The 25,810-nt window shown below is 41.6% G+C and carries 24 protein-coding genes and 1 tRNA gene; 14 read left to right on the forward strand and 11 right to left on the reverse strand.

Features of this window, described 5'->3' with window-relative positions; translation table 11 throughout:
* Nucleotides 1-38 precede the first annotated feature (38 nt).
* On the reverse strand, nucleotides 39-1,559 hold the full coding sequence (locus FRE64_RS00545) for an SLBB domain-containing protein (protein WP_146294176.1): 1,521 nt from the start codon (nucleotides 1,557-1,559) through the stop codon (nucleotides 39-41).
* A gap of 123 nt (nucleotides 1,560-1,682) precedes the next feature.
* Nucleotides 1,683-2,606: a cysteine hydrolase family protein gene (locus tag FRE64_RS00550; protein WP_222597839.1), complete on the reverse strand. Its 924-nt coding sequence runs from the start codon at nucleotides 2,604-2,606 to the stop codon at nucleotides 1,683-1,685.
* A gap of 6 nt (nucleotides 2,607-2,612) precedes the next feature.
* Between FRE64_RS00550 and FRE64_RS00555 the strand changes: the two genes are divergently transcribed.
* Nucleotides 2,613-3,386 carry an ABC transporter permease gene (locus FRE64_RS00555; protein ID WP_146294177.1) on the forward strand — a complete coding sequence of 258 codons (774 nt, stop codon included), beginning with the start codon at nucleotides 2,613-2,615 and terminating at the stop codon, nucleotides 3,384-3,386.
* Between the two features lie 2 nt (nucleotides 3,387-3,388).
* Here the strand turns inward: FRE64_RS00555 and FRE64_RS00560 are convergent, their stop codons facing one another.
* Both FRE64_RS00560 and FRE64_RS00565 read right to left on the reverse strand, forming a co-directional pair.
* A complete protein-coding gene (locus FRE64_RS00560; RefSeq protein WP_146294178.1) occupies nucleotides 3,389-4,084 on the reverse strand; it encodes a rhomboid family intramembrane serine protease in 696 nt (231 codons plus the stop codon).
* A gap of 11 nt (nucleotides 4,085-4,095) precedes the next feature.
* On the reverse strand, nucleotides 4,096-4,809 hold the full coding sequence (locus tag FRE64_RS00565; protein WP_146294179.1) for a rhomboid family intramembrane serine protease: 714 nt from the start codon (nucleotides 4,807-4,809) through the stop codon (nucleotides 4,096-4,098).
* A 90-nt stretch (nucleotides 4,810-4,899) separates the two neighbouring features.
* On the opposite strand from FRE64_RS00565, the gene FRE64_RS00570 reads away from it, so the two are divergent.
* Nucleotides 4,900-6,504 carry a gamma-glutamyltransferase family protein gene (locus FRE64_RS00570; RefSeq protein ID WP_315862636.1) on the forward strand — a complete coding sequence of 535 codons (1,605 nt, stop codon included), beginning with the start codon at nucleotides 4,900-4,902 and terminating at the stop codon, nucleotides 6,502-6,504.
* 29 nt (nucleotides 6,505-6,533) lie between these two features.
* On the opposite strand, the gene FRE64_RS00575 is transcribed toward FRE64_RS00570, so the two are convergent.
* On the reverse strand, nucleotides 6,534-7,154 hold the full coding sequence (locus FRE64_RS00575; RefSeq protein ID WP_146294180.1) for a thiaminase II/PqqC family protein: 621 nt from the start codon (nucleotides 7,152-7,154) through the stop codon (nucleotides 6,534-6,536).
* Between the two features lie 411 nt (nucleotides 7,155-7,565).
* Here FRE64_RS00575 and ilvN point away from each other — a divergent pair, with 411 nt between their 5' ends.
* Complete coding sequence (gene ilvN, locus FRE64_RS00580) at nucleotides 7,566-8,096, forward strand: acetolactate synthase small subunit (protein WP_146294181.1); 531 nt, start codon at nucleotides 7,566-7,568, stop codon at nucleotides 8,094-8,096.
* 42 nt (nucleotides 8,097-8,138) lie between these two features.
* Here the strand turns inward: ilvN and FRE64_RS00585 are convergent, their stop codons facing one another.
* Both FRE64_RS00585 and FRE64_RS00590 read right to left on the reverse strand, forming a co-directional pair.
* Nucleotides 8,139-9,488, reverse strand: coding sequence for a (Fe-S)-binding protein (locus FRE64_RS00585; RefSeq protein WP_146294182.1), 1,350 nt, complete (start codon nucleotides 9,486-9,488; stop codon nucleotides 8,139-8,141).
* An 18-nt stretch (nucleotides 9,489-9,506) separates the two neighbouring features.
* A complete protein-coding gene (locus FRE64_RS00590) occupies nucleotides 9,507-10,790 on the reverse strand; it encodes an FAD-binding oxidoreductase (RefSeq protein ID WP_146294183.1) in 1,284 nt (427 codons plus the stop codon).
* Between the two features lie 60 nt (nucleotides 10,791-10,850).
* On the opposite strand from FRE64_RS00590, the gene FRE64_RS00595 reads away from it, so the two are divergent.
* From FRE64_RS00595 to FRE64_RS00605, 3 genes are all read left to right on the forward strand, one after another.
* Nucleotides 10,851-11,444 carry a molybdenum cofactor guanylyltransferase gene (locus FRE64_RS00595; protein WP_146294184.1) on the forward strand — a complete coding sequence of 198 codons (594 nt, stop codon included), beginning with the start codon at nucleotides 10,851-10,853 and terminating at the stop codon, nucleotides 11,442-11,444.
* Nucleotides 11,445-11,451: 7 nt separating this feature from the next.
* The gene (locus FRE64_RS00600) at nucleotides 11,452-12,063 is read left to right on the forward strand and encodes an alpha-ketoglutarate-dependent dioxygenase AlkB family protein (RefSeq protein WP_146294185.1); all 612 of its coding nucleotides are present in this window, start codon (nucleotides 11,452-11,454) and stop codon (nucleotides 12,061-12,063) included.
* Between the two features lie 84 nt (nucleotides 12,064-12,147).
* The gene (locus FRE64_RS00605) at nucleotides 12,148-12,435 is read left to right on the forward strand and encodes a DUF3082 domain-containing protein (protein ID WP_146294186.1); all 288 of its coding nucleotides are present in this window, start codon (nucleotides 12,148-12,150) and stop codon (nucleotides 12,433-12,435) included.
* On the opposite strand, the gene FRE64_RS00610 is transcribed toward FRE64_RS00605, so the two are convergent.
* Nucleotides 12,422-14,305 (reverse strand): coiled-coil domain-containing protein, encoded by a 1,884-nt coding sequence (locus FRE64_RS00610; protein ID WP_146294187.1) that lies wholly within the window; start codon nucleotides 14,303-14,305, stop codon nucleotides 12,422-12,424. The two genes, FRE64_RS00605 and FRE64_RS00610, sit on opposite strands and share 14 nt — an antisense overlap.
* 307 nt (nucleotides 14,306-14,612) lie before the next feature.
* Between FRE64_RS00610 and FRE64_RS00615 the strand changes: the two genes are divergently transcribed.
* The 3 genes from FRE64_RS00615 to FRE64_RS00620 all read left to right on the forward strand — a co-directional run bounded on the left by FRE64_RS00615 (nucleotide 14,613) and on the right by FRE64_RS00620 (nucleotide 19,001).
* The gene (locus FRE64_RS00615; protein ID WP_146294188.1) at nucleotides 14,613-15,884 is read left to right on the forward strand and encodes an RNA-guided endonuclease InsQ/TnpB family protein; all 1,272 of its coding nucleotides are present in this window, start codon (nucleotides 14,613-14,615) and stop codon (nucleotides 15,882-15,884) included.
* A gap of 95 nt (nucleotides 15,885-15,979) precedes the next feature.
* Nucleotides 15,980-16,138 (forward strand): hypothetical protein, encoded by a 159-nt coding sequence (locus FRE64_RS17355; RefSeq protein ID WP_186708898.1) that lies wholly within the window; start codon nucleotides 15,980-15,982, stop codon nucleotides 16,136-16,138.
* A gap of 145 nt (nucleotides 16,139-16,283) precedes the next feature.
* Nucleotides 16,284-19,001, forward strand: coding sequence for a bifunctional acetate--CoA ligase family protein/GNAT family N-acetyltransferase (locus FRE64_RS00620; RefSeq protein WP_146294189.1), 2,718 nt, complete (start codon nucleotides 16,284-16,286; stop codon nucleotides 18,999-19,001).
* A 3-nt stretch (nucleotides 19,002-19,004) separates the two neighbouring features.
* Here the strand turns inward: FRE64_RS00620 and FRE64_RS00625 are convergent.
* Nucleotides 19,005-19,077: transfer RNA gene (locus tag FRE64_RS00625), tRNA-Phe, on the reverse strand.
* A 159-nt stretch (nucleotides 19,078-19,236) separates the two neighbouring features.
* On the opposite strand from FRE64_RS00625, the gene FRE64_RS00630 reads away from it, so the two are divergent.
* Together FRE64_RS00630 and FRE64_RS00635 are read left to right on the forward strand one after the other, a co-directional pair.
* Nucleotides 19,237-19,845 carry a DUF3038 domain-containing protein gene (locus FRE64_RS00630; protein WP_246140360.1) on the forward strand — a complete coding sequence of 203 codons (609 nt, stop codon included), beginning with the start codon at nucleotides 19,237-19,239 and terminating at the stop codon, nucleotides 19,843-19,845.
* A complete protein-coding gene (locus tag FRE64_RS00635; protein ID WP_146294191.1) occupies nucleotides 19,842-20,846 on the forward strand; it encodes a DUF4335 domain-containing protein in 1,005 nt (334 codons plus the stop codon). The genes FRE64_RS00630 and FRE64_RS00635 overlap by 4 nt, the downstream gene beginning before the upstream one ends.
* On the opposite strand, the gene FRE64_RS00640 is transcribed toward FRE64_RS00635, so the two are convergent.
* Nucleotides 20,796-22,340 carry a helicase C-terminal domain-containing protein gene (locus FRE64_RS00640; RefSeq protein ID WP_146294192.1) on the reverse strand — a complete coding sequence of 515 codons (1,545 nt, stop codon included), beginning with the start codon at nucleotides 22,338-22,340 and terminating at the stop codon, nucleotides 20,796-20,798. The two genes, FRE64_RS00635 and FRE64_RS00640, sit on opposite strands and share 51 nt — an antisense overlap.
* 53 nt (nucleotides 22,341-22,393) lie before the next feature.
* On the opposite strand from FRE64_RS00640, the gene FRE64_RS00645 reads away from it, so the two are divergent.
* Nucleotides 22,394-23,239: a prephenate/arogenate dehydrogenase gene (locus FRE64_RS00645; protein ID WP_146294193.1), complete on the forward strand. Its 846-nt coding sequence runs from the start codon at nucleotides 22,394-22,396 to the stop codon at nucleotides 23,237-23,239.
* Between the two features lie 96 nt (nucleotides 23,240-23,335).
* Here FRE64_RS00645 and FRE64_RS00650 read toward each other — a convergent pair whose 3' ends face one another.
* Entirely contained in the window at nucleotides 23,336-23,551 is a 216-nt protein-coding gene (locus FRE64_RS00650) for a hypothetical protein (RefSeq protein WP_146294194.1), read from the reverse strand.
* A 121-nt stretch (nucleotides 23,552-23,672) separates the two neighbouring features.
* On the opposite strand from FRE64_RS00650, the gene FRE64_RS00655 reads away from it, so the two are divergent.
* Together FRE64_RS00655 and FRE64_RS00660 are read left to right on the forward strand one after the other, a co-directional pair.
* Nucleotides 23,673-24,812 (forward strand): IS4 family transposase, encoded by a 1,140-nt coding sequence (locus tag FRE64_RS00655; RefSeq protein WP_146294195.1) that lies wholly within the window; start codon nucleotides 23,673-23,675, stop codon nucleotides 24,810-24,812.
* 109 nt (nucleotides 24,813-24,921) lie between these two features.
* Nucleotides 24,922-25,569 (forward strand): IS630 family transposase, encoded by a 648-nt coding sequence (locus FRE64_RS00660; protein WP_186708902.1) that lies wholly within the window; start codon nucleotides 24,922-24,924, stop codon nucleotides 25,567-25,569.
* Nucleotides 25,570-25,810 lie beyond the last annotated feature (241 nt).

Raw genomic sequence — 25,810 nt, forward strand, 5'->3', positions numbered from 1 at the left:
TTGTTACTTTCCTCCATCATAACGGTTTTTTTCTTTGATTAATCACCGAAGAAAATATCAAAGAAGCGAATGCCTTGGAAAATCGAAGTTACGGGTCGCAGGATGTTACTAACTGTATCAGAAATTGAGGTTAAGGTTGAGCGTTGCACCACAATGACATCACCATCTCGTAAGAGGGGATTATCCTCTGTATCAATCCCTTTATCAAGATCAACTTCTACCTCTCTGCGAGTAACCGTCCCATCAGGATTAAGACGCATTAACTCCACTCGCCCTTGTCTTGCCCGTTGTCGGTCAAAACCACCCGCCGCTAAAATTGCTTGGCTTAGAGGAGTATTAGACGGAAGTTCCATTCTACCGGTACTACGAGCTTCTCCAATAATATTCACCCCAATGGTTTCTGGGGAAAAGCTAGCTGAGGCTAAGGCTTCTGCCTCTGTTGGTTCTATTTCCTCGGCTTTGGGGACAACTACTGTATCTCCGGGTTGGAGGATAATATCTTGCTTCACGTCTCCTTGCTGTAATAAACCCCATAAGTCTGCAGCAATCACTTGCTCCGTTCCTGTACGGGTTTCTCGTTTCACTTCCACATTACGAATATCAGAGAGATTGGTAATGCCTCCAGCTGCCTGAATAGCTTGGGTTACAGTGGGAGGAGCACCAGTATCTCCACCTCCGACTTGATGAGGACCGGGGGTATTGACTTCCCCGACGATCGCAACTTCTACTGATTCACTAATGGGCGCAAGTGTACTCCGAGATAATTGTCTTGTTTCTCGGGCAACATTTTTCTCTGCGGTGGGAATAAAGATCGTATCTCCATCCCGAAGCGTAACATCTTGGATCACGTCTCCTTGATCCACTAATTCCCAAAGGTTCACATCAAGAACTCGCTGTTGTCCATTGATTTCACGACGAAGCTTAATTTCTCGCGCATCAGCTGAACGAGTAAGACCACCAGCCTGCTGAATCGCTTCTGTAATAGGAGGAAATTGCCCCCCTTCCCCACTAACATTGTAAGTACCTGGACGATTGACTTCTCCTGCTAGTGCAATGCGAATGGGACGACGTTCGGCTAAGGTAAGGGTTACAATTGGACGTTGTAAAATTGGTTGATAACGCTCTTGGATTACCTCATTTGCTTCAGGAATTGTTAATCCTTCTACATCGACACTTCCAACAATTGGTAAATTTAAAGTTCCTTCTACAGAAACGCGATAGTTACCACTATATTCAGGAACATTAAAGATCTCAATGGCTACGCCATTCCCCGGTCCTAAAGTGTAGGGAGTTTCTCGATAGCGACGCTCACGTTGAGCTGGTGAGGCAGGAGATGATTCTGTAGGAGTTTCTTGCTGCTGTAAATTGGGTAAAGGAGATGACTCGGTGGGAGTTTCTTGCTGTTGTGAATCGGGTAAAGGAGGCGATTCGGTCGGGCTTTCTTGCAATTGCCTGGGAATCTGACCAAAGCTAGGGGATGCGACAATAAATGCCCCTCCCCAAGGTAATGTTGCACTCAGTGTAATGGCTAACCACTTTTGAACTCGATTGTTTCTCATTGCTGTTATAAAATGGGTAAGGTTTAGCTTAAAAGTTCTCGTTACAACCAGTTTCTACTATCTTAAGTCTAAATTTGGAATTATTGCTTAAGAAAATTTACGTTATTAAACTCTAACTCCAAACTATTGCTTAAGAAGATTTACGCTAGTGGAGTCAATAAGAGACATTCCGGCGTTTTTAAAGCGAGTAAATTCTTGGGCTGCCTGTTCAGTAAAATCAGTGCCATTGGGAATTACCACTGGGGAAGTGCAATCTTCTAACAAATAAACTTTATTAGCTAGTTTAGGATCTTTTTGTTGGATTTCAGTGAGTAAATCATCTACTGTCCATGCTACACAATGACTTTTTGCTTGTCCCGCAATCAAGAGTTGATCAAAACTGAGTAATTGTTCAATGAGAGGGCGATTTTCCTGCGCGATCGCGTTTCCGTGTTGATCTTCTGTTACTTCAGGGCGTAAAACGGAATAATGTTCTGTTAAGGGATTATTCCCCTTAATTTCGTATTGCACCTGACTTTTACGGGCCACACTATAAAAAAATAAGGCTTCCTCGACGGAGGAAACTAAGGCATGACTAATACTCCCTAAATTGGCATGATAGGGCCAGATCATTAGGGGATATTTCCCTGTACTATCGAGATGACGAGCATAATGGAGGGCATAGGCTTCTAACCCCTCTAGACTCCATTTGGGGAAGTTAGGCACAATTGCAGGATTGATGTGCCAAACCTCTTGTTCAATATCCTCATGAGAAATAATTGTTGTCGGTGTCGGATGTTCTCCTTTTTCATTGATCCAGAAAATGGGATGAAAAATTTGCATTGCTACATGAGTATCCATGGTGATGATAATCTGGGTTAAGCGGTGGAGATTGTGATAGATAAACTGACATAAACGAATATTATCTTCAATTGCCCCTTTTCCTGATCGTCCGCCCACATATAATTCAAACTCTGGCAGACAAAAGGTGTTTTGCAAATCCACTAATAGTAGCCCAATGCGTGTTTCATCATTAACATAGGTAAATTGTAAAAAAGGTTCGCTCAAGTGACGATGATTCAAAATCGAGTTGGGACGATCGCGGCTAATGGCTTTCGAGAAGTAATCCGCGATCGCATTTTATACTTTATTGGCTTCTTTGCTTTATTAATGGTGGTTGCCCTGCGGATTCTCCCAGAAATTTCTGTTGGAACGGGTCATAAAATTTTGGTTGATTTAAGTTTAGGCGCGATCGGGCTATTAGGGGCAATTGTTGCTATTTTTGTTGGAACCGGGTTGATTAATAAAGAAATTGAAAAGCGTACTGTTTTAGTCTTAATTCCGAAACCGATTAGTCGTGCTGAATTAATGATTGGTAAACATTTAGGGTTATCTGCCGTATTAGCGGTTTTAGTTGCCGTTATGGGGGTGATTGGCTTTGGCTTATTAAGCTTAAATGGGATTGATTATCCCCTAGGCGCGATCGCGCTTTCTTTGGTTTACCTTCTGATTGAACTCTCTCTTTTAGTCGCTATTGCCCTTTTATTTGGGGTATTTACCAGTTCTATTCTTGCGACGCTACTTTCTTTTGGAGTCTATTTAATGGGGCATTTTAGTCGCGATTTATTAGAGTTAGGCAATATTAGTGATAATGAAAATGTCCAACGTTTAACAGAAATTCTCTATCTGATTTTACCTGATTTATCCCGTCTTAATTTCCGGAACGAAGCAGTTTATGGTTTACTACCGAGTAACACCGAATTATTATCTGATGCGCTTTATGGAATTGTTTATACTGTATTACTGTTGACCATTGCTACTTTGATTTTCTCCCGTCGTCAATTTTAAGGTTACTGTTCACGAAATAAGCCAAATAGGGGGCCAATCACTACGCCGACAATAAATCCTCCCGCGTGTGCCCAATAAGCAACGCCACCGCCTTCGGTTCCAATGGTAGTAGTCCCTTCTAAAGTAGCAATGCTATAAATTGCCTGTTGGGCAAACCAAATGCCAAGAAATACAAATGCAGGAAGGCGAATTGTTGTCCAAATAATGATAAGGGGGAGTAAGGTTAAAATTTGGGCACCAGGAAATCTTAAAATATAAGCCCCCATAATGCCAGCGATCGCGCCACTTGCTCCTAACAAAGGGACTTCTGATTCCATGGAAAAAAACCATTGTGCTAAAGCCGCTAAAGCCCCACATAATAAGTAGAAAAGCAAAAACCAGATTTTCCCCATAACATCTTCGATATTATTGCCAAATACGCGAAGATAGAGCATATTTCCCACAATATGTAAAATTCCTCCATGTAAAAATTGAGACGTAAATAAGGTAAACCATGGGGCAATTGGCTGTTGGATTTCTCCGCCTTGAAAACTTTGGGTTAATTGATTGGGGATTACAGCATAAGTTCTAAAAAATGCTTCTAATTCCGAAGGACTTAAACTAACTTGATATAAAAAAATGGCAATATTTAAACCAATCAACCCATAAGTAATAACAGGTGTTTTGCTTGTCGTGTTGTCATCATGTAAAGGAATCACAGTTATTTCCTCTAACTATTAAAAGTATCTTCTTCTTGGTCTAATAAACCTAACAGTGGCCCCAGAATTGCCCCAAAAACAAATCCCCCAGCGTGCGCCCAATAAGCGACTCCTCCACTTTCCATGCCAATGCTACTGGCTGTTCCAAGGCTAGCAAACCCATAAAAAGCCTGTTGAATAAACCAAAAACCAAGAAAGAAAACTGCCGGGATGCGAATCGTTGTCCAAATAATAAAAAGGGGAAGTAGGGTTAAAACTTCGGCTTGAGGAAATCTTAGCACATACGCCCCCATAATTCCCGCGATCGCGCCACTTGCGCCCAAAGAAGGAACTTCAGAATAAGCCGAAAAGAACCATTGTGCGAAACTAGCTAATGCCCCGCAAACAAGATAAAAAACTAAAAATCGACCGTGTCCTAACGCTTCCTCGATATTATTGCCAAATATCCATAAATACAGCATATTGCCGCCTAAGTGAAGAATGCCACCATGAAGAAACTGTGCTGTAAATAAGGTTAAAATAGGGGGAATTGGGGTATCGACATAAATCCCTCGAAAACTTGCTGTTAGTGCTTTTGGAATAACCGCATAGCTTCTAAAAAATAGTTCTAGTTCGGGGGGAGTTAAATTAATTTCATATAAAAAAATTGCAATATTTAACGCAATAAGACCATAAGTAACATAAGGTGTAATTTTAATGGGGTTTTGATCACGTAAAGGAACCACAATAATTGCCCTCACTTGTAGTTAAGATTTGTTTTCAACATACCCTATGACTTACCTTTTTGTCTGTATTTTGCCCTAGGAGAATTACCCGTGGCTTTAAATCATCACCAACTAAACTATTATCCTTATCCCTCCCAGCGTCGCGTCATGCTGGGAAAAAACTGTGCAGTTGCCACGAGTCAACCCTTAGCGAGTTTAGCAGGGATGGAAATGTTGTCAGCAGGGGGAAGCGCGATCGATGCAGCAGTGGCAATGGCAATTACCTTAACCGTCGTTGAACCTACCTCCAATGGAATCGGGGGTGATGCGTGCGCTATAGTTTGGGATGGTCAAATTCACGGCTATAATGGCTCTGGTAAAAGTCCAAAACATCTCAGCCAAACTGAATTTAATGAAAAACGGCAACAATCTCGTTTTGGTTGGTCAAATATTACCGTTCCTGGGGCAGTGGCAACCTGGCGAGATTTATGGGAAAAATGGGGAAAACTTCCCTTTGAACAATTATTTTCACCTGCCATTCGCTATGCCAGTGAGGGATTTCCTGTGTCTCCCGTAACTGCTTTAGTTTGGGAACAAGCAGCATCTCGTTATCTCAGTTTAAATCAAGCAGAATATCAACCCTTTCAAGAGGTATTTTTCCCGAACCAACGCGCTCCCAAAACTGGGGAAATTTGGGGAAGTTCTCTTCATGCTAAAACTCTCAGCGCGATCGCGCAAAGTGGCGGAGAAGACTTTTATCATGGGAAACTGGCTGCAAAAATTGCCAATTTTGCCACTGCTACTGGTGGCTATTTCACCCCAGAAGACTTCCAAAACCATCAAGGAGAATGGGTGACCCCCATTTCTGCCACTTATCGAAATCTGCGGGTTTGGGAACTCCCTCCTAATTTTCAAGGGCTTGCCACCTTAATTGCCCTGAAAATTCTTGAAGGCTTTGATCTCCAATCCACCTCCTATAACAGCCAACAGCGATATCACTGGCAAATTGAAGCGATGAAACTTGCCTTCGCTGACATTAATTATTACTTAACTGATCCCAACTGGATGAACATCAACATCGAAGCGTTATTGGCAGAAGATCACATTCAAAAACGTCGCCAACTTATTGGAGAAAACGCTCTTACTAACATTGAACCTAGTTTCTCAGATCCTGGTACAGTTTATTTAACTGCCAGTGATGGCGAACTCATGGTATCTCTCATTCAATCCAATTATGAAGGCTTTGGTAGTGGGATTTTAGTTCCAGAAACGGGAATTGCTCTTCATAACCGAGGCAGTTCCTTTAATACTCAACCAGGACATCCTAATGAATTTGCCCCAGAAAAACGTCCCTTTCATACGATTATGCCGGGATTTTTAACTCAAGAGGATCAACCCTTAGGAACATTTGGCGTTATGGGGGGACAAATGCAGCCCCAAGGGCATTTACAAGTTGTTTCTAATCTTGCTGACTATGAAATGAACCCGCAAGTTGCTTTAGATGCACCCCGTTGGCGATATTTAACTGATCAGCGAGTGGTTCTAGAAACAGGGATTCCCTCAGAGGTGATGATTTCTCTTTCTCAGCGAGGGCATGAAGTACGAGTTAACCCTAGTAAAGGGTTATTTGGTAAAGGACAAATTATTCTTAAGCGTGATGGGATTTTTATGGCGGGGTCTGAACCTCGCGCTGATGGAATGGCTTTAGCCATGTAATACCTTTGTCCAAATGGGAATAAAGGGTTTTATTTTTTATAAGCCATTTGCCAAAAATCTTTTTCTAAACTGGCAATCTTGACAAAGGTAGCAGTGGCTTGTTTTTCCACCTCAGAATCTGCTTCTGCAAGGGCTTCATCGGCTTGTTTTTCTAATAACTTGACATATTCAGTAAAGTTAGGGTTTCCCCAACGTTGGGCAAATTCATCATAGGGAGGAACCATTTTTCCCGGTTTTTGCCAGGCTTGATTATAGGCAAGTTCAATTGCCCAAAGGGCTACAGCTTGTATGGGGTAAGCCATGTTTTGAATATGGTGTAGATACTCGCAATAGGCTTGACAAGTCTGTTGTTTCTCAGTGCTTAAATCTAAATTACGTTCTTGGGCTTTTTCCTGAAACCAATTCAACTCATCTTTAATAGCACTCATCCCCCCTAATAAAACATCAAAATGGGTAACAGGGGCATTAGCAATCGCGCTTGCTAAAAAACGAGTAAACTGGGTGACAAAAAGGTAATCTTGTACCAGCCAAGTATTAAATTGCTCAGGCTTAATTTTTCCCGATTGACATTCATTTAAGAAGGGATGGACTGTTGCTTTTTCCCAACTTTCGCTATAACGTTGAATGAGTTGTTCACAGGTTAAGCTCATTACTTTTCTTAAAACTTACAACTACCTATTGTGCCATACTGAAAAGAAAGTTATCCCATTTCTAATAAGTAATACTACAGTAGTGTACTATAGCAATCCTAAATCAGTTGTAAATTTTTAGTTGGGATCCCCCCTTTAATTCCCCCCTTAGTAAGGGGGGTGGGGGGGATCGTAAGGTTGAGTTAGTTTTTACAAATGAGATCATATTTCTATAATTAGTGACCAGTGATCAGTGACCAGTTACCATTTAACTGTAACCATAGTTTCCAAAAATATTATTAATAGGAAGCCATTGTGGCGGCTCAAAGCACTACAGTAGTTCATTTGAGGAAAACCTTTGAACCATGAGAAACTTCTTGCTATGATAATTAATCACCTTTCCATCCACCTCATATTTTGAATTAGCAACCGATGCTCAAACATACCTTATCTGTGTTAGTGGAAGATGAAGCTGGGGTTCTCACCCGTATTGCTGGTTTATTCGCTCGACGTGGTTATAATATCGAAAGTCTAGCTGTGGGGCCAGCAGAACAAGAAGGCATTTCTCGCATTACTATGGTAGTGCCTGGGGATGATCGCACCATTGAGCAGCTCACCAAACAACTTTATAAATTAATCAATGTTCTCAAGGTACAAGATGTTACCCAAGTTCCTTGTGTTGAACGGGAATTAATGCTGATTAAGGTGAATGCTAACACCAGCACTCGCGGGGAAGTAATGCAACTTGCCCAGGTTTTTCGCGCCCGTGTGGTTGATATTTCTGAAGATTCTCTAACCCTTGAAGTCGTTGGAGATCCAGGTAAAATGGTTGCTATTATTCAAATGCTAACTAAATTTGGCATTCGAGAAATTGCGCGTACTGGGAAAATTGTTCTCCCCCGTGATTCAGGTGTTAATACTGAGTATTTAAAATTGCTAGAGACAATTCCTAGCTATTCTTAAAATTGTTTTGTCCTTCGTAAGCCAATGACTAATGACTAATGACTAATGACTAATTTTTACTCCCCGAATGGAGTAATCTAGCAGTTGCATGGGGTGTAATAAAGGCATCTCTTCTTCTTTTGGATGCAGATATTTTTTGATCTGTAAAGAACAGCCAGGGTTAGAAGAAACAATCATTTTTGCCCCAGTATTGAGCAAATTATTCACTTTTTGTTCTCCTAACTCTTCGGCGACTTTTGGCTGTAGCATATTATAAACCCCGGCACTGCCACAACATAAAGCAGCATCTATGGGTTCATGTAATTTAACTCCTGGAATTTGTTTTAAGAGTTGTCGCGGTTGCAGACTAATTTGTTGTCCATGTAAAAGGTGGCACGCATCTTGATAAACAATATCTAAGGTGTCATCTTGTAAAGGAGAAAGTTCAGCAGTTAATCCTACTTCTGCTAGAAATTCTTGGACATCTTTGACTTTATTTGCAAAGGCTTGGGCTTTCTCTTTATACTCAGGATCGTCTTCTAAAATATGCCCATATTCTTTTAAGGTATGTCCACAACCAGCAGCGTTAATAATAATCGCATCCACTTCCGTATCAGCAAAGCTATCAATCATTTGTTTGGCTAAGGCTTGGGCTTGATTTTCTTGGCCCTGGTGGGCGGGTAAAGCAGCACAACAGCCTTGGGTTTTCGGAATAACCACTTCACACCCATTAGCGGTTAAAACTCTTACTGTAGCTTCATTAACAGGGGAGAAAAAGAGTCTTTGCACACAGCCTAAAATCACCCCCACTCGATACCGTTTTTTCCCTTGAGTAGGAATAACTTCTGGGAAATTATCGCGGAAAGATTGAGCAGTAATTTCGGGTAAAATAGACTCCATGGCATTAAGACGAGGTGAAATTTTTTTCAGAAGTCCCGTTTTGCGAATGAAGTTTTGTAAGCCCAATTTTTGATAAATGAAAAGAGGAATTAAAAGTGGGCGCAACCGATTGGGATAGGGGAATAAACTAAAAATTAATTGCCGATAAAGTTTGTCAAAGATGTTACGGGGATAATTTCTTTCTACTTGTGGGCGAGTGGCGGCAATAAGTTTGTCATACTGAACATCAGAGGGACAAGTGGTTACACAAGCAAGACAGCCAAGACAGGAGTCAAAATGTTGAACAGTGGCTTCGTCTAATTCGGCTTCTCCTTGGTTAATTTTATCCATAAGGTAAATGCGACCCCGAGGAGAGTCCATTTCTTTCCCGATGACACGATAACTGGGACAAGTTGCTAAACAAAAACCACAGTGAACACAGTCATCAATGAGTTCTTGTTTTGGTGGTTTTTGGCTATCAAAACCTGCGTCTTGGTCAATGAAGTTATTAAGGTTTGCTTCTTTTTCAGTCATTTTAATTATAGATTTTTATCAAATTCCACCAACAAAACGGTTTGGATTAAATTGCTGATTGGGATCAAATTGCTGTTTTATTTTTTTCATCATAGTTAAAGCATTTCCAGAATACCCCCAAGGTTCAATTTGCTCTTTGATGGTTAAGGGAGATTCCAGAACTGTCAGAAAACCTCGATTTTCCTCGCAATAACTTCGTAGTTTTTGGAGATCAGATAAAGAATCAATACTATTAAGAACAAGTTTCCCTAAACCGCTCTTATTATGAATAATAGCGTAACTGTCAGGTGGCAAGTTTTGAAAAAAATCAGCAACTTTTGTCGGCAATAATCCGCATTTACAAGTAATTGCGCTGTCGGAGGAAGGAATTAAGGTTGACTCTTTCAATTGATTCCATAATGTTTTTTCATTGTTATTTGTAAAACGGGTAATCGTTAAGTTTAGGGAGTCTGCCATTACGCTGAGTTGTTTAATTTGTTCTTCTATACTTTCGATAATTGTTTCAAATTGAATGATTAACCCTAAGCCTTTTCCTAATTGTAATTTTTCTATCACCGAAGGCGAGACTAAATCGGCGCGAGTGGGGGTTAAGGTCGCATTTCGCAGGGTTTGGGCAGCAGAGATAATGTTAGCGCGATCGCCGCTTAAAACGAGGGTGGCTGAGGTAGGAGGAAGGGGATAAGTCCGAAAAGTTAGCTGAGTAATAATGCCTAATGTTCCATAAGACCCTGTAAAGAGTTTCATTAAGTCATAGCCAGCCACATTTTTAACCACACGCCCTCCTGCTTTGGCAATTTCTCCATCGGCGCGAACAAAGGAAATGCCAATGAGTAAGTCTCTCACTCCACCATAACGCTCTCGCCAGCTTCCTGCATCGGCGGTGGCGACAATTCCCCCTAATGTAGCGGTTTCGGGATAAGCTGGATCAAGGGGGAGAAACTGATTTGCGCTTGCCAGTTTTTCTTGCAGTTGTTGTAAGGTAACTCCTGCTTGTAGGGTAACGGTTAAGTCTCCTACGGCGTGATCAATGATCTGATTAAGATGACGGGTGCTAAGGTAGAGATCAACCTTGCTAGGAAGTCCTCCCCAAGTGGCTTTACTGGCATTGCCACAGGGAACAATTGACCAGTTATTTTCGTGACAAATCGCCACCACTTTTGCTAAAGTAGCGGTACTCTGAGGAATAACCAAGGGTTTTTTCGGGAGTTGCGGAGAAGGTTGCCATTGTGAGTGATAACTAATATTGTGCGATGTAATTAGCGCATCAAGTTGTTGGGCTACCGAACTAGAGTCTTGATCCATAATTGAATGAGTAAGGAATAACTAATTAGTCATTCTCTAATTATCAGTTAGGAAGCAATTATGATCAAAAATCGTCTTAGTGCTATTATTTTAGCTGGCGGACAGAGTAAGCGCATGGGAGAAGATAAAGCCTTACTTGATCTTGATGGGCAACCGCTTCTCCAATACATTTGTCATTGCGCCCAAGCTGTCACTTCTCAAGTGTATATTGTTACGCCATGGGTAGAACGATATCAAAAGATTATTCCTGCTGAGTGTCATCTGATTCCAGAGATGTCTTTACCCAATGAAACCCCTCCTTATGGGCCGTTAGTAGGACTTTATCAGGGATTGCAACAAGTGGAAACCGAATGGGTTTTAGCTTTAGCTTGTGATTTACCAAAATTAAATGTGGCGGAATTAGAATTTTGGTGTGAACAGTTGCCGAAAGTGAATAGAGATACAGTAGCGTTAGTGGCAAAATCTCAGGAAGGCTGGGAACCCCTTTGTGGATTTTATAATCGTGATTGTGTAGATTTATTTAGTGTTTATTTAGCCAGTGGCAAGCGATCCTTTCAAGGATTTTTAAATCAGCATTCGGTGGAAGAATTAAAAGTGCGCGATCGCGCTTCCCTTTTTAACTGTAACACCCCTGATGATCTTGCCCAACTCTAAATTATTTATGTCAGAACAACTTACTATTTTTTCCCAAGAAGAAAAACTCAACCTTCCCCATAGCGATATCAAAATTTATCGGAACTTCTTTGATGCTAAAACCAGTGATTATTTTTTTAGCCAGCTAGAAAAAGAGATTAATTGGAAACAAGAATACATCAAACTCTATGGCAAAGAAAATCCTGTTCCCCGTCTCACTGCTTGGTATGGGGATAAAGGATATTCTTACACTTATTCTGGTATTACCATGAACCCTGAACCTTGGACCAATTCACTATTAGAGATCAAACATAAGATTGAAACTATTGCCCAAGTTAACTTTAATAGTGTCCTTTTGAATCTATATCGAGATGGAAATGATGGAGTAGCATGGCATAGTGATGATGAACCAGAATTAGGAAAACATCCTATCATTGGTTCGGTTAGCCTTGGTGGAGAAAGACGCTTTAGTTTTAAGTATCGAGATAAAAGCAATCCTGAAAGACATGATATTAATCTTAAACATGGGGATTTTTTATTAATGCAAGGAGAAACCCAACAATATTGGTATCATCAAATTCCCAAAACGAAAAAATCTGTATTACCGCGTATTAATTTAACCTTTCGCGTTATTTATTAGAACGGAAACAGATTATGATGGAGCGGAGAGAAGGAAAAATCTTCTCAGAACATCAGATCAAAAATAAACTTGAAGTAAGAAAAGATGACAGACGAATCTCATGGGATTACCCTAAGAAAGTCCTTATTAGGAGCAATGATTGCAGGAGGATTAACCATTCCTCTCTATCAACTAACTATGGCAATTATTGGTCGTTATGCCGAGCAACCGCTTCCTGATGGCAATCAAGCAGCCGCTACAATTGCGGTAGCGGTTCGCACCCTAGTGATGGGGTTAAGTGTTTTGATGACAGCTGTTTTTGCTTTTATTGCTTTTGGCTTGCTGTTATTAGCAGTCCAAACTGGAGTAAAGTGGATTACTAATCAGAATTAGTGTCAGTTTCTTCTTCCTCCTCTTGCTCCTCTTCCGCCCGATTTCTTAACTCTTGTTCCCACTCTTGGATCCTGCCTCTAACTTCTTGATAAATACCGCTATGAGAGGGAATTTGTTCAGCCACTCGGATAGCACTAATCAGATTCTCCTGATCAGCCCGTTGGAGAGCAATGGAGTAAATCCGTTGACTCCACTGGTTAATTAAACGCTCTGCTCGCTGACGATATTGATCAGAATTTCGGGCTGGGGCGATCGTTTCAATGGCTTCTAAGAGAGCGTCTTGAGTGCGTCTTTGAGCAATTCGTTGGGCTTGTTCAATGCTTTCTCTGGCGGTAATGGTGTTTCGCCAACGACGGATACGCTCTTGGGCATCTGAATAAAGAGCGCGATTAGAGCCAATTTCTTCAGCTTTCGCGATCGCGTCTTCTAGTCGTCCTTGATTGGCTAAGCGAGTCGCTTCCGATAAAATCGGTCGATCTTCAATCCGTTGAATTTCCGCCCGCCAGTTAGCAATTTTTTGACGAGCTTCCGAATAAAGGGCTCGGTTGGAATCAATTTGACTTGCCACAGTAATCGCTGATTCATAAGCCTCAATATTACGATTTCTAGCAAGGTTTCTGGCGCGATTGAGAATCGGGCGATCTTCTCGTACTTGAATCGTCCGAGTCCATTCTTGTTGCAATTGTACAGCTTCTTGATAACGAGGATTTCCCCTTGGCACATCATCCGCTTTTTCTATAGCATCCCGAAAATCGGCAAGGCTTCCTCCTCGCGCATAGTCTTTAGCTTGATTAATGACTTTGATATCGTCAATTTCGTTTTCCCAGCGACCGATTAAATTTTGAGCCTGACGATAAAAAGGACGATCTGATTCGAGTTCTTCGGCTCGCGCGATCGCCTCTTCTAAGCCCCCCACTGTTCCGAGTTGAGCTTGAGATCCAGCTAAAGCAATCGCCCTTAAATCAGCAACTTCTTCATCTAATTCTAAACGACTCGGAATCGCTTGAGTTACCTGCAACACCAGTTGCCAATTCCGTTGCTCTAAATTGTCTTCAGCTTTTGTCATTAAGGCTTTACCCACATCCGTAATCAGAGATTGAGCAATTCGATAAGAATAACTGTCTTCGCCAATCTCTTCCGCTTTTTCTAAAGCCTCCAGTAAATTATCCACACCTCCTTGACTATAGAGTTCTTGGGCTTCTTCTAAAACTTCTCCTTCGGCTTGAGCTTCTTCAATCACACTAATTAGTTCTTGATAGCGACGGTTAGCGAAATAGTCATTATCAAGGTCAACTAACTTTCCCGCTTCATCAAAAGCCGCATTCCATTCCGTTTCATATAATTTGGCTTCCACATTGTCTTCAATCTCTTGTCCTCTTTCGCGAATTTCTTGCCAGCGAGCTTTCTTTTCTGCAATTACCTCTTGTGAAGCCACATCCTCAGGAATTCCCTCGGCAATTGCTAATGCTTCTTCCCAGTTTCCTGCTTGGAAATGTTGTTCTCCTAAGACTAAAATTTCCTCTGACCAAATTTGAATATTCTGATTGATTTCTTGGCGCAGGGGATGATCTTCGGGTAATGTGGCAATTAGATTAATGGCTTGAATTAAACTTTCTGCATCCCCCTCTTGGGCCATGACGTGAGCGCAGTATAAGCGTTGCGACCCAGAAGCTAGGGGCCAAAACACTGTTTCACAATCTTCAGACTCATTGAAATTAAGTAACACTGCAGTAGCAGCATAGCCAGTTACTCCAAAACTCAACATAATCAGAATAGCCCAAACCTTCCAGCCTAAAAGCGTAGTAATCTTTTGCCAAAGATTAAGCTCGGGCTGAGTTTGTGATTGTGAGGGAAGAGACTGATTTGCCATAATGAATTTCCCAAATTAATAAACTGAGATTAGTGAAAACGATCCCCCTCTTAGGGTAGCATCAATGTAAGTTTCAGTTTGCTTCACTTTCTATCTAAGTAGCGCAAGAGGATGCTCACGCTTTGCCCTGCCCCGTTATAGTCGTCAGGCGCGGGCGGGTAGATGGGGCTTTCAAGGGGGCGAATGCGATTCGCCCCACAGCCCCTCATGAATTGCGCCAAAAAAACAAACTCCGTCAGAAGATCGTTACACGAGTTGTAAATTGTGTAGAAACGGTTAAACTGGAATTATTAAAGTTCAAAATCCAATGCTTACCCTTTCTTACGAGTATAAGTTAGAACCAAACCAACTCCAAATTAGCATGATCGAGCAGACCCTCGGTGTTTGTCGAACAGTTTGGAATTATGCTCTTAGAGAAAGAAAGGATTGGATCAACTCTCGAAAATGTCCTGTCAACGCTTGTTCCATTGAACAGGAATATCTGATCCCTGCCGATGAACCTTATCCGAGTTATTCAAGGCAAGCAAAGGCTCTAACTGAGGCGAAGAAAAATAGCGAACGCCTTAAATCAGTTAATGCCCAAGTGCTTCAACAAGTCTTGAGAACTTTGGACAGGGCTTTCTCTGACATGAGAGCCAGAGGGTTCGGTTTTCCTAGATTCAAGAACAAGTATCGTTTAAGGTCTTATCTGATTCCTCAGCTAAAAGGAGAGGTATTAAAAGGAAATCAAGTTAAACTACCTCAATTAGGTTGGGTTAGATTCAGAAAGTCCAGAGATATCCCAGAAGGATTTAAGGTAAAACAAGTAAGAGTGATCAGAAAAGCCTCTGGTTACTTTGTCATGCTTTCCCTTCAGTTAGATGTGGATGTTCCTCAACCTTTCCCTCACGGTCATCCAAGAGGGTTAGACTTAGGCTTTGATAAGTTTGTTGCTACTTCTGATGGTTTAGAAATTAAAAGACCTCGGTTTTTAGAGTCTCTACAAAGGAAGCTGAAATTGCTCCAACGTAAGCTTAAGAACAAAAAGAAAGGGTCAAATAACCGACATCAACTAAACAGAAAGATAGCAAGAGTTCACCAACGTATCTCTGACACTCGTAAAGATTGGCACTTCAAACTTGCTCATCAATTGTGCGATGAAGCAGGGATGATCTTTGTCGAAGACATCAATTTCCGTTCGTGGCAACGAGGAATGTTATCCAAACACGCTGCGGATGCTGGCTTTGGTCAGTTTGTAAACATCCTTCAATGGGTTTGTTGGAAACGTGATGTTTACTTTGCCAAAGTTGACAAAGATGGCACCTCTCAAGAATGTAGCCAATGTGGAGCGAATACAGGTAAAAAGACTCTAGATGTTAGGGTTCATCACTGCCCTGAATGTGGTTACATTGGTTCAAGAGATGTGGTGAGTGCTGAGGTGATCAGAAATCGAGGGTTGTCTGACCTCGGGCAGGGGTTGGACATAAAACAAATTGCCTGTGGAGGCGATCTGACGGGGATGGAGGCAACTTCGTCTAGTCAAGAGCCTGAAACAGGAAACCTAGTCGCAAGGCTAGGAATCTCCCATAATAGCGCGTAGCGTTTGACGGGAGAGGATGTCAACATAAGAGGGGGATTCCTACTGTTTCCAATTTGCTAGAGTACGAAAGTAAATGTTACTACAGGTGAAGACAAATGAAGAAAATTATCTGTTGTTTAACTAAACCCTTGCGAGTGGCAGCCGGTTTACTATTAGTGCTTCTAGGGAGTATTCCCACCATTTTAGTCCCTGGAATTGGTTTATTTCTCGGATTACCATTCCTATTAGCAGGTGGTGCGCTTATTTGCTCCTAAAATCAAGTTTTTACGTTCAGCTAAGGTCAGGTGGATGTTTCTGCCTGACCTGTTTATTTTATTCTGAGCGATCTTAACCGTTTTTTCCAATTATGAGCAGAAAGAAAGCGTTATAAAGAGACTAGAGCTTAGGTCTAGAGAAGTCATGCAAGCACAAACTGTTACCAATGATCCAGCCCATGATTTTTTGGGAACTCGTCAACCGTTAGATGCCATCTTTGCCCCGAAAAGTGTTGCTGTCATTGGGGCAAGTGAAAAAAAGGGAAGTGTGGGACGAACTTTGTTATGGAATTTAATTAGTAATCCCTTTGGGGGGACGGTTTATCCGGTTAATCCTAAACGAAATAGCATTCTGGGAATTAAAGCCTATGCTAGTTTAAATGCTATCCCTGATCCCGTAGATTTAGCGATTATTGCTACTCCTGCACCGAGTGTCTCTCAGGTGATCAAGGACTGTACTTACAAAGGGGTCAAAGGGGCAATTATTATTTCCGCAGGATTTAAAGAAATTGGTGAACAGGGAATTGCCTTAGAACAAGAGATTAAAGCCGAAGCCCAAGCCCATAATTTACGGATTGTGGGGCCAAATTGCCTGGGAGTTATGAATCCTCATTATGGACTCAATGCTACCTTTGGCAGTGCCATGGCGTTACCCGGAAATGTGGGCTTTATTAGCCAGAGTGGGGCTTTGTGTACTTCAATTTTAGATTGGAGCTTTCGGGAAAATGTCGGTTTTAGTGCCTTTGTCTCCATTGGCTCCATGTTAGATGTCAATTGGGGAGATTTAATTGATTATTTAGGAGATGATCCTAATACTCATAGCATTGTCATTTATATGGAATCTATTGGCGATGCGCGATCATTTCTTTCGGCTGCTCGAGAAGTGGCGTTAACGAAACCAATTATTGTGATTAAATCGGGGCGAACTTCCGCTGCCGCCCAAGCTGCTGCCTCTCATACTGGGGCCTTAGCGGGAAGTGATGATGTTTTAGATGCCGCATTTCGGCGCTGTGGTGTCTTACGAGTGGATACGATCGATGATTTATTTAACTTGGCAGAAATTTTAGCGAAACAACCGCGTCCAAAAGGCAATCGCTTAACGATTTTAACTAATGCTGGGGGGCCAGGAGTCTTAGCCACAGATGCCCTCATTCGTCGCGGGGGAAAGTTAGCTGAATTAGCTCCAGAGACAATTCAAGCACTTAATGACTGTCTGCCTACTCACTGGAGTCATGGTAATCCGATTGATATTTTAGGGGATGCTGATCCCCAACGCTATGAGAGCGCGATCGCGCAAGTAGCAAAAGATCCCAATAGTGATGGCTTACTGGTAATTTTAACCCCTCAAGCCATGACTAATCCCACAAAAATAGCGGAAAGCCTGAGTAATTTCTCACAATTGCAAGGAAAGCCTGTCTTAGCCAGTTGGATGGGGGGGAATAGTGTCGAACAGGGAGAAAAACTGCTAAATGATGCTAATATCTTTACCCTTCCTTATCCAGATACGGCGGCCCAGGTGTTTAACTTGATGTGGCGTTATAGTTACAACTTACAGGGAATTTACGAAACTCCTATTCTCAGGGAAGGAAGAAAACCTGATTATCAGCAAGTAGAGACAATTTTTAGCCAAGTTTATCGCTCTCAGCGAACTCTGCTGACCGAATATGAATCAAAACAACTCCTTAACGCTTATCATATTCCGACGGTAGAAACACGGCTAGCAACTAGCATAGAGGAAGCGGTTAACCAAGCCAACGCGATCGGGTATCCAGTTGTCTTAAAACTCTCTTCAGAAACTATTACCCATAAAACTGATGTGGGAGGAGTGCAGCTCAACCTTAAAAATGCAACTGAAGTTGAAGTAGCTTATCAGCAGATCCAAAATTCTGTTTCTCCTGAACATTTCCAAGGGGTAACCGTACAACCCATGTTAAAACTAGACGGTTACGAATTAATTTTGGGTAGTAGCCTCGATCCCCAATTTGGCCCCGTGTTGCTATTTGGAACAGGTGGCTCGTTAGTAGAAGTATTTCAAGATCGCGCCTTAGCTCTACCGCCTCTAAATACTACCTTAGCACGGCGGATGATGGAACAAACTCGCATTTACCAGGCTTTACAGGGAGTTAGAGGACGCACCGCGGTAGATTTAGAAGCCCTAGAACAGCTTTTAGTTCAGTTTAGCCAATTAGTGGTGGAACAACCGCAAATTAAAGAAATTGATATCAATCCTCTTTTAGCTCAAACGCCAGAAGCAGGAGGCAGTATCGCCCTTGATGCGCGAGTGGTTTTACATGATCAGGTGACAAGTGACTCAAAACCTGCAATCCGTCCTTATCCCACTCAATATATTACGCAATGGCAACTTAAAGATAAAACACCTGTAACGATTCGTCCAATTCGTCCTGAGGATGAACCTTTAATTCGATCTTTTCACGGAACTTTATCAGAAGAAAGTGTGTATCTACGGTATGCTCATCTAATTAGCCAAGCCCATCGTATTACTCACACTCGTCTTACCCGCATTTGCTTTATTGATTATGATCGGGAACTGGCTTTAGTCGCTGATCATGAAGATGCTTCGGGTAATCATTACATTCTCGGTGTGGGAAGACTGAGTCAAATTAAAGGTAGTAATCAGGCTGAGTTTGGAATGTTAATTAGTGATCACTATCAAGGACAAGGATTAGGAACAAAATTTTTACAGCAATTGATTAATATTGCTAAACAGGAAGAATTAGAAGGAATTATTGCTTACATTCTTCCAGAAAACCGTCCTATGCAAAAAATCTGTCAACGATTAGGATTTACTTTGAGAAAAGATACGGAGGAAGAGATGATGGTTGCGGAGTTGACTTTAAAATAAAAATGCCAGGACGCAGATTTGAACTGCGGACACGGGGATTTTCAGTCCCCTGCTCTACCAACTGAGCTATCCCGGCTTTTGTTTTGCGCTTCCCTAATATAGCAGATAAATTTTAGCTTAACAAGTTCTATGAGAAAATTTATTTCTCAATTCGTTTCGCGTTACAGTAGATGAGAAAATTAAAGAGGCTAGTATCCTGATTACGCAATCTATGAGCCAATCATCGGCAAATGTAATGACCAACGAAGTTCCTTTAGACCAACAGAGACCTTGGTTATGGGAAAACCTTCCCGACTATCCTATCTCAGTGCGAGGATGTTCCGGTCGCACCGCACAAGAGATTGATTTGTTGTTGCTCGCCTTAGAAGCTCTCGAATTAGCTAGTTCAGAACGGATGCTAGCGACAGCAAAAAAATTTAATTTAGCAGATATTATTCCTAATCGCGTTGTTTTGTGGCGGTTACGTTGTACAAACCCTTGGCGACGCTCTTATATGCGACGACATTTACAATTAGAGCAAGCAAAGGCTTTAACGATTATTGCTACAGCGCGATCGCGCCAACTTACTTTTCTCATCCGTCAATTATTACTAGCAGAGCAACAATTACGGGAAAAAGAACTCCCAATTCGACAAAATGTTCGTCTCAAGTGGTATCTAGATCGATTTCGCGCACATTTCCGAGGACGAATGAATCCCCGTCGCGCGAGAATTATTGAGTATATTGCTTCACCAGAGCAAATGGATGAGCTAGCCATTTCATTACTCAGAAAACTTTTATTTGCAACAGGAACTGCCGGCGCACAAAGGTTATGGTGTAGTTTATTTGATGGGGAGGTAAAATGACAATTCGCCGTCAATACAGTCTGCCCAACTGTTCTTTAATCCTTGATGGTTGGACAAAAGATATAAGTGACAATGAAGGGGAAAATGGACGACCCGTCATGTCAGTATTAACGAATGCTGAATGTCGATTTACTGCTAAAACGGAGCAGGATTCTTTGAAAGGCGATCGCGAATTTCTCGAAAGTTTACTTCGTGCAGTTAATCATTACGCCCAGTATATATTAAGTGGTCTTGAGGCAAAAAATAAGCAAGATTGGGTATCGGAAAAAGTTAAACTAGAGCCAATTCCTAAAAGCAACCGCCACCGCTTACAATATATTCATAAAGAAGAAGGGAAACCAGAAACAACCGAAACAGTTGATTTAACTACCGTCGAGTTATTTGATCTAATTGAAGCGGTTGATCAGCTATCAAATGATGCTACTACCTTGCCAGAATTAACCTTTAGCATCAAACCCAATTCTCGTCGGATTCGCAGGCAAGAAGAACCCCTTGCCAAAAAAGCTACGCCAGCCCTTAGTGGGGTAGCCAGTCTCACAGTAGCCGCGATCGCGCTATTCTTTGTGCCTGTCCCCGAAATGCGAGAAGCTGAACTCACCGAAACTCGAGATCCTAGAGAAGAAGAAACACTCCCTGATGGTGAAAATGGTGACATCATTCCCTCAGGAATTGAAGAAGTCTTAGAAGTTGTTCCCGCAATGGAAGATTCTGAAGAAATTGAAGCTCTCGCAGGGCAGTTACAAACGAGAATTGAAGAAAATTGGGAAGAACAAGGCTTAGTAGAAGAATCCCTTAGTTATCGCGTTTGGGTCACCTCCGAGGGAGATCTTCTTGCCTTTCAACCCCTTTCTGATCCTGATCAGAATATTGCAGAAGTTCCTGCTTTACCGAACTTACTCTCTGCGGTTCCAGAAGAAACCACCCCTGAAGGAATTGAAGCCATAGCCGAATTACAAGTCGTTTTTGATCCGACGGGAACTGTGGAAGTAATGACCGAATGACTCGCCCGTCAAACTTCTGTAACTAACGCGCCCATAAGGTTCTAACGCTGAGAGGACTGTTTTGCCATAACTACGATGATGCACCCGATTATCTAGTAAAGCAACCACTCCCTGCGTCTCTCGTAAGGAAATAACCGCTCTTTGTAATTCTCTAAGGGCTGTCGGTAATAAATACAAGCGAAACCAATCTTGGCGTTTTTGCTTATAGTAGGCAACTTGTCCCGCAACAAAGGGATTTTCAATGGAAGGTAGGGGAATCGTTGTCATGACCAATAATTTTGGCGTTGATAGCCCTTGTTGATGCTCACGCCAAAACTGCCAACTACACACTAAAATCCCATTATCTCGCAATTGAGTATTTTCTAATTGGACTCGGGAGCCAAATTCCCCAGCTAAATCCGTTGCTAGCTGTCTTTTGAGAGGAACATCACTCACTAAAATGACAATTAATCCTTCCTGAAACGTCTCTTGCACGAATAACTCTCGTAAGTGTTGAAACAAACTTGGTTGAAACTCTTTTGTATTCGGCATGGGTAACCCATAAGGAAGATATAAATTAAGGCCCTCTTGATGACGATCCCGAGAAAAGTTTAAACAAGTCATTTCTCCTAATCCTAGCTGTTGTCGATAAATGGGGGCTTCTTTTTCCCAATCTAAAAATCCCCCAATCAAGACTAAGGCTTGTTTCTCCCAAATCGGAGTTAAAATATCGGTCACAGAAACGGGACAACAGCCGATCATAAATTCCCCTTGTTCCCGTTGGATTTCTGCCCAGAGAAGTTGATTATCCTGTTGGGATTGCTGAAATAATTTACAAAAGGGATGATGAGGTGAAATTTCTTTCAGTACGGTAAATAATTTTTCTAAGATTTCCTGTTCAGGTTGGTTCAGTAATAAACATTCATAAGGATTTTGGGGACGATGAAAGAGCATTGTGGTTAACTCGACTCTCACATCCCGAATTACCTCAGCCTTCTCAGGATAGTCATAGAGTAATTGATTCCAATCGCAAGTGGTGAAGCGCCGCGTCAGTTGTTCTCGCGCCCACTCTTCTAAATCATCAGCTTCATCAATAATCGTGGTGATTCCTTCTGGTAGGCTTCTCGAAAGTTGCGCCTGTAACCAATCTTGAGGGGAAATGAGAATTAACCCTGAGTTGTTTTGTGGTGAGGGTGACGATAAGGTGTTCCAGGTTTGAACAGGGGTATTAATGTCGAGCCATTCTTTTAATTGTGGAATCGCGCTAGATAGAAGATACTTTTGTTTTTTTTCGGGAACAACTACAATAACAGGACGAGCAAACAACAGAGCAGGGGTGAGGTAGCTGAAACAGTAACCAGATGCGTTTCCAGTTTGCATTAATGCTGACCGTTTTAAGCGTAAAGCTCTTGCCACCAAACGCGCCATAGTTAGCTGGTGGGGCCAGTTGAGATGGGGTTGGTTGCGAAGAAAGGTACGGAGAGACGTATGGACTTCTGCTTCTATTACTGTCACGAGAACTACGTTTGTTTTTATTAAAGTCACCTCCACAATTATAAGAAGGGAACATGAAGCTCGGAATTATTGGTTTAGGATTAATTGGCGGATCATTGGGATTGAAACTAAGATCGCGGTCTCATTATATTCTCGGAATCTCCCGTCATTCGGATACTTGCGCTTTAGCTTGTCAAAAAGGAATTGCTGATGAAGCTAGCACAGATTTTTCTCTTCTCACAGAAGCAGAAGTGATTTTTATTTGTACTCCCATTGCTGCCATTGTTCCTACGGTTAAGCAGTTAAAACCGATTTTATCCCCTGAAACCATTATCACGGATGTGGGGTCGGTAAAAGCTCCCATTGTGGAGGCAATAACGCCAATTTGGTCAAATTTTATCGGCGGACACCCTATGGCGGGAACGGCGCAACAAGGGATAGAAGCGGCTCAGTCTGATTTATTTTCGGGAACACGGTATGTATTAACTCCAACGGAAAATACTCCCTTACAGGCGCAAAAAACCCTCGCAGCGTTAACCCAACATTTAGAAACAGAATTAATTACTTGTTCCCCAGACACTCATGATCAGGCAGTAGCTTGGATTTCTCATTTACCTGTTTTTGTGAGTAGTAGTTTGATTGCTGCCTGTTGTCAAGAACAAGATCAAGAGGTAGTCAAGTTAGCCCAAAAATTAGCCAGTTCAGGGTTTCGGGATACCAGTCGTGTTGGTGGGGGGAATCCAGAGTTAGGGGGAATGATGGCAAAATATAATAAAGACGCGATCGCGCGATCGTTACGCCTCTACCGTCAACAATTGGATAAAATGATCTATGCTATTGAGGAAGAAAATTGGGATCAACTAGAAATGATTTTGGGGCAAACTCAAGGAGCGCGATCACTGTTTACAACTAAAAAGTAGGTGGGGGGGGTAGAGTAGTGAAGCCTAACACTAAGGGAGCGCGATCGCACTAGGGTTCAGTTTTCAAACTACGTCCGAACTAGCTGGTTCTAATATCTAGATTACAGCCACCAGCGCGATCGGAATGGGTACAAAATAACTGGATGATCCATCAAAAAAACTTTCATTGAGAGTAAAAGCATCTTCTATCCATTGACCGATTGATTTTCCAGCCTTTTTTGCTTCCTCAATCACACTATTATTGATTGGAATTTCCTCCTCGACTTGTTCTTTGATGACTTGTTCTTCGATAAAAGTAATTAGATCACTCACGGGGTGACAATCGTGTTGTAATCGCCTCAAGCGCTGACGTAGATAGCCTTTTATAATAAACAGATCAGGCTGCGCGATCGCGCTAACTGTGCGATCGCAGAAACCAAAATGAACTTAAAAAATGCTACCAAAATTATATCGCAATCACCTTGCTAATCGACTCACTCGTGCCCAATTATTAAGCCTAGAAATCTGGGTATGGCTGTTACAAGTTCATAAAAATGTGAAAATCGAAAAACTAGCTGCGTACTATCCTTTACCGATTAAGTATGAAAGTCGTCGCCGTCGTCTTCAAAGATTTCTAGTGCTTCCTTCCCTGTCCATGGCCCTAATTTGGTTTCCAATCATTAAAGAAATTATTAAACTCATTCACCCAAGTAATCAACCTCTTTACTTAGCTTTAGACAGAACGCAGTGGCAAGATAAAAACTTGTTTGTTGTCGCCTTCATTCATCAGAAACGAGCTCTTCCCATTTATTGGCAATTTTTATCAAAGAAAGGAGCCAGTAATTTAAAAGAACAAAAAGCTTTACTCAAACCGATTTTGAAACTTCTGAGAGGTTATCGATTAATCATTTTAGGAGACCGTGAATTTCATAGCATCGAGCTGGCTAAATGGTTACGGAGAGAGAAAGTGGGCTTTGTTCTGCGTCAGAAAAAAGACCGAAACATTCAAGTCAAAGGAAAAGATTGTCAATCTCTTAGTTGCTTCGACTTTCAACCAGGAGACTCTCATTTCTTTCCTAATATAAAAGTGGGTAAAAACGGATTCGGTCAATTTTCTGTTGCCGTTAAATGGAAAAAGAAATACCGAGGAAGTGTCGAAAAAGAGCCTTGGTATCTTCTGACTAATCTTCCCGATCTCGACTCGGCAATCAAAGCTTATCAAAAGCGTATGGGAATCGAAGCCATGTTTAAGGATTGTAAGATCGGAGGTTATAATTTAGAAGGCTCTAAGGCTTCAGTCAAAAGACTAAGTAATTTGGTTTTGTTGTGCGCGATCGCGTACACGGTCTCCAGTTTAAAGGGGCAATCCATTCGGTTCAAAGGTCAACAAGAATATCTTGGTCGTCTGAGAACAGTGAAGCAAAAAATGACGAAAAATAGTAATTTCTTAATCGGCTTATATGGTCAAACTTGGATCATCACTCAGATTTTTGTCAAAGATTGGGTAGAAGAATTGATGAGTCTTAATCGCAATAAGTTTCCCTTTTATCAGAAAGGGTTAAGAGCTATGGAACTTATACAGCAAGGGGCTTAAGCCAGTCGTCACCCCTTGAGTAGATGAGCTCTTGTGCATTACTCAGGTCTTTCATTAATCAAAGGTCAGATTAGGAGTATTTCCTTATTTACTCGTCTTTTGCTCTTTGGTGCAAGATCTGAGTAGACGAAGCTCAGCCAAGAAGAATGAAAAAGAAGCAGAAGGCTTCAAAAAAAAACTTCCTAATTTGCTAAATGCAGTGAAATGGCTGGAAGAAATGGAAAGGAAAGAAAGTCGAAAAATTAGGTATTGGTGTCAAGACGAAACGCGATTAGGATTAAAGACAATTGAAAGAAAAAGAATTACAGCTCAGGGAGTTAAGCCAATAGGAAAGGTGCAATGGGAATTTGTCGCTTATTATTTGTATGGAATAATTGAGCCAAGTAGTGGAGATAATTTCTTTCTAGAATTTTCTCACTTAGATAGTGATTGTTTTCAAGTCTTTTTAGAGCAAGTGTCTAAACACTCTCCGAATTGTTTGAATATTATTCAATTGGATCAAGGGAAATTTCATCAAAGTAAAAACTTAAAAATTCCCGAAAACATTTTATTACTATTTCAACCGCCAGCTAGTCCAGAGCTAAACCCAATTGAAAGGTTTTGGCAATATATTAAAGACGAACTAAGTTGGAACTTATATGAAGAACTGGAAGAACTTAAGGAAGAAGTAAGAACTATTTTAACGAAAATTACACCGAAAACTATCATCTCTCTAACCAATTGGGATTACCTACAAAAAGCTCTTACTGTAGTGTAGGTTTTTAGAAATGGTATTAGAAGCTTTTAGAACCGCGATTACTTATCGTTTTCTCAAATGGATGCAAGAGAATTGGGACGTATTTGTGGCTTATAAAGCGAGCTTTGGCTACATTTTAGCTTAAACTTCGTTTAAGTCCCGCTACTTTAATCGGACTTTAGCTAGGGCTTGCTGAAAAAAGCGCGATTGCCGAAGGCAAGTAGCTTCGCTACATCGCAGAGTAGGGTAAATCCTCTACTGA

This window comes from Euhalothece natronophila Z-M001, from assembly GCF_007904085.1.
GTDB lineage: Bacteria > Cyanobacteriota > Cyanobacteriia > Cyanobacteriales > Rubidibacteraceae > Halothece > Halothece natronophila.

Coding starts and splice junctions, on each gene's coding strand:
- FRE64_RS17355 (WP_186708898.1), top strand. CDS start 15,980: ATGAAGAAAATTATCTGTTGTTTAACTAAACCCTTGCGAGTGGCAGCC.
- FRE64_RS00585 (WP_146294182.1), bottom strand. CDS start 9,488: ATGACTGAAAAAGAAGCAAACCTTAATAACTTCATTGACCAAGACGCA.
- FRE64_RS00630 (WP_246140360.1), top strand. CDS start 19,237: ATGACCAACGAAGTTCCTTTAGACCAACAGAGACCTTGGTTATGGGAA.
- FRE64_RS00575 (WP_146294180.1), bottom strand. CDS start 7,154: ATGAGCTTAACCTGTGAACAACTCATTCAACGTTATAGCGAAAGTTGG.
- FRE64_RS00555 (WP_146294177.1), top strand. CDS start 2,613: ATGATTCAAAATCGAGTTGGGACGATCGCGGCTAATGGCTTTCGAGAA.
- FRE64_RS00545 (WP_146294176.1), bottom strand. CDS start 1,559: ATGAGAAACAATCGAGTTCAAAAGTGGTTAGCCATTACACTGAGTGCA.
- FRE64_RS00620 (WP_146294189.1), top strand. CDS start 16,284: ATGCAAGCACAAACTGTTACCAATGATCCAGCCCATGATTTTTTGGGA.
- FRE64_RS00590 (WP_146294183.1), bottom strand. CDS start 10,790: ATGGATCAAGACTCTAGTTCGGTAGCCCAACAACTTGATGCGCTAATT.
- ilvN (WP_146294181.1), top strand. CDS start 7,566: ATGCTCAAACATACCTTATCTGTGTTAGTGGAAGATGAAGCTGGGGTT.
- FRE64_RS00600 (WP_146294185.1), top strand. CDS start 11,452: ATGTCAGAACAACTTACTATTTTTTCCCAAGAAGAAAAACTCAACCTT.
- FRE64_RS00595 (WP_146294184.1), top strand. CDS start 10,851: ATGATCAAAAATCGTCTTAGTGCTATTATTTTAGCTGGCGGACAGAGT.
- FRE64_RS00605 (WP_146294186.1), top strand. CDS start 12,148: ATGACAGACGAATCTCATGGGATTACCCTAAGAAAGTCCTTATTAGGA.
- FRE64_RS00645 (WP_146294193.1), top strand. CDS start 22,394: ATGAAGCTCGGAATTATTGGTTTAGGATTAATTGGCGGATCATTGGGA.
- FRE64_RS00635 (WP_146294191.1), top strand. CDS start 19,842: ATGACAATTCGCCGTCAATACAGTCTGCCCAACTGTTCTTTAATCCTT.
- FRE64_RS00655 (WP_146294195.1), top strand. CDS start 23,673: ATGCTACCAAAATTATATCGCAATCACCTTGCTAATCGACTCACTCGT.
- FRE64_RS00610 (WP_146294187.1), bottom strand. CDS start 14,305: ATGGCAAATCAGTCTCTTCCCTCACAATCACAAACTCAGCCCGAGCTT.
- FRE64_RS00615 (WP_146294188.1), top strand. CDS start 14,613: ATGCTTACCCTTTCTTACGAGTATAAGTTAGAACCAAACCAACTCCAA.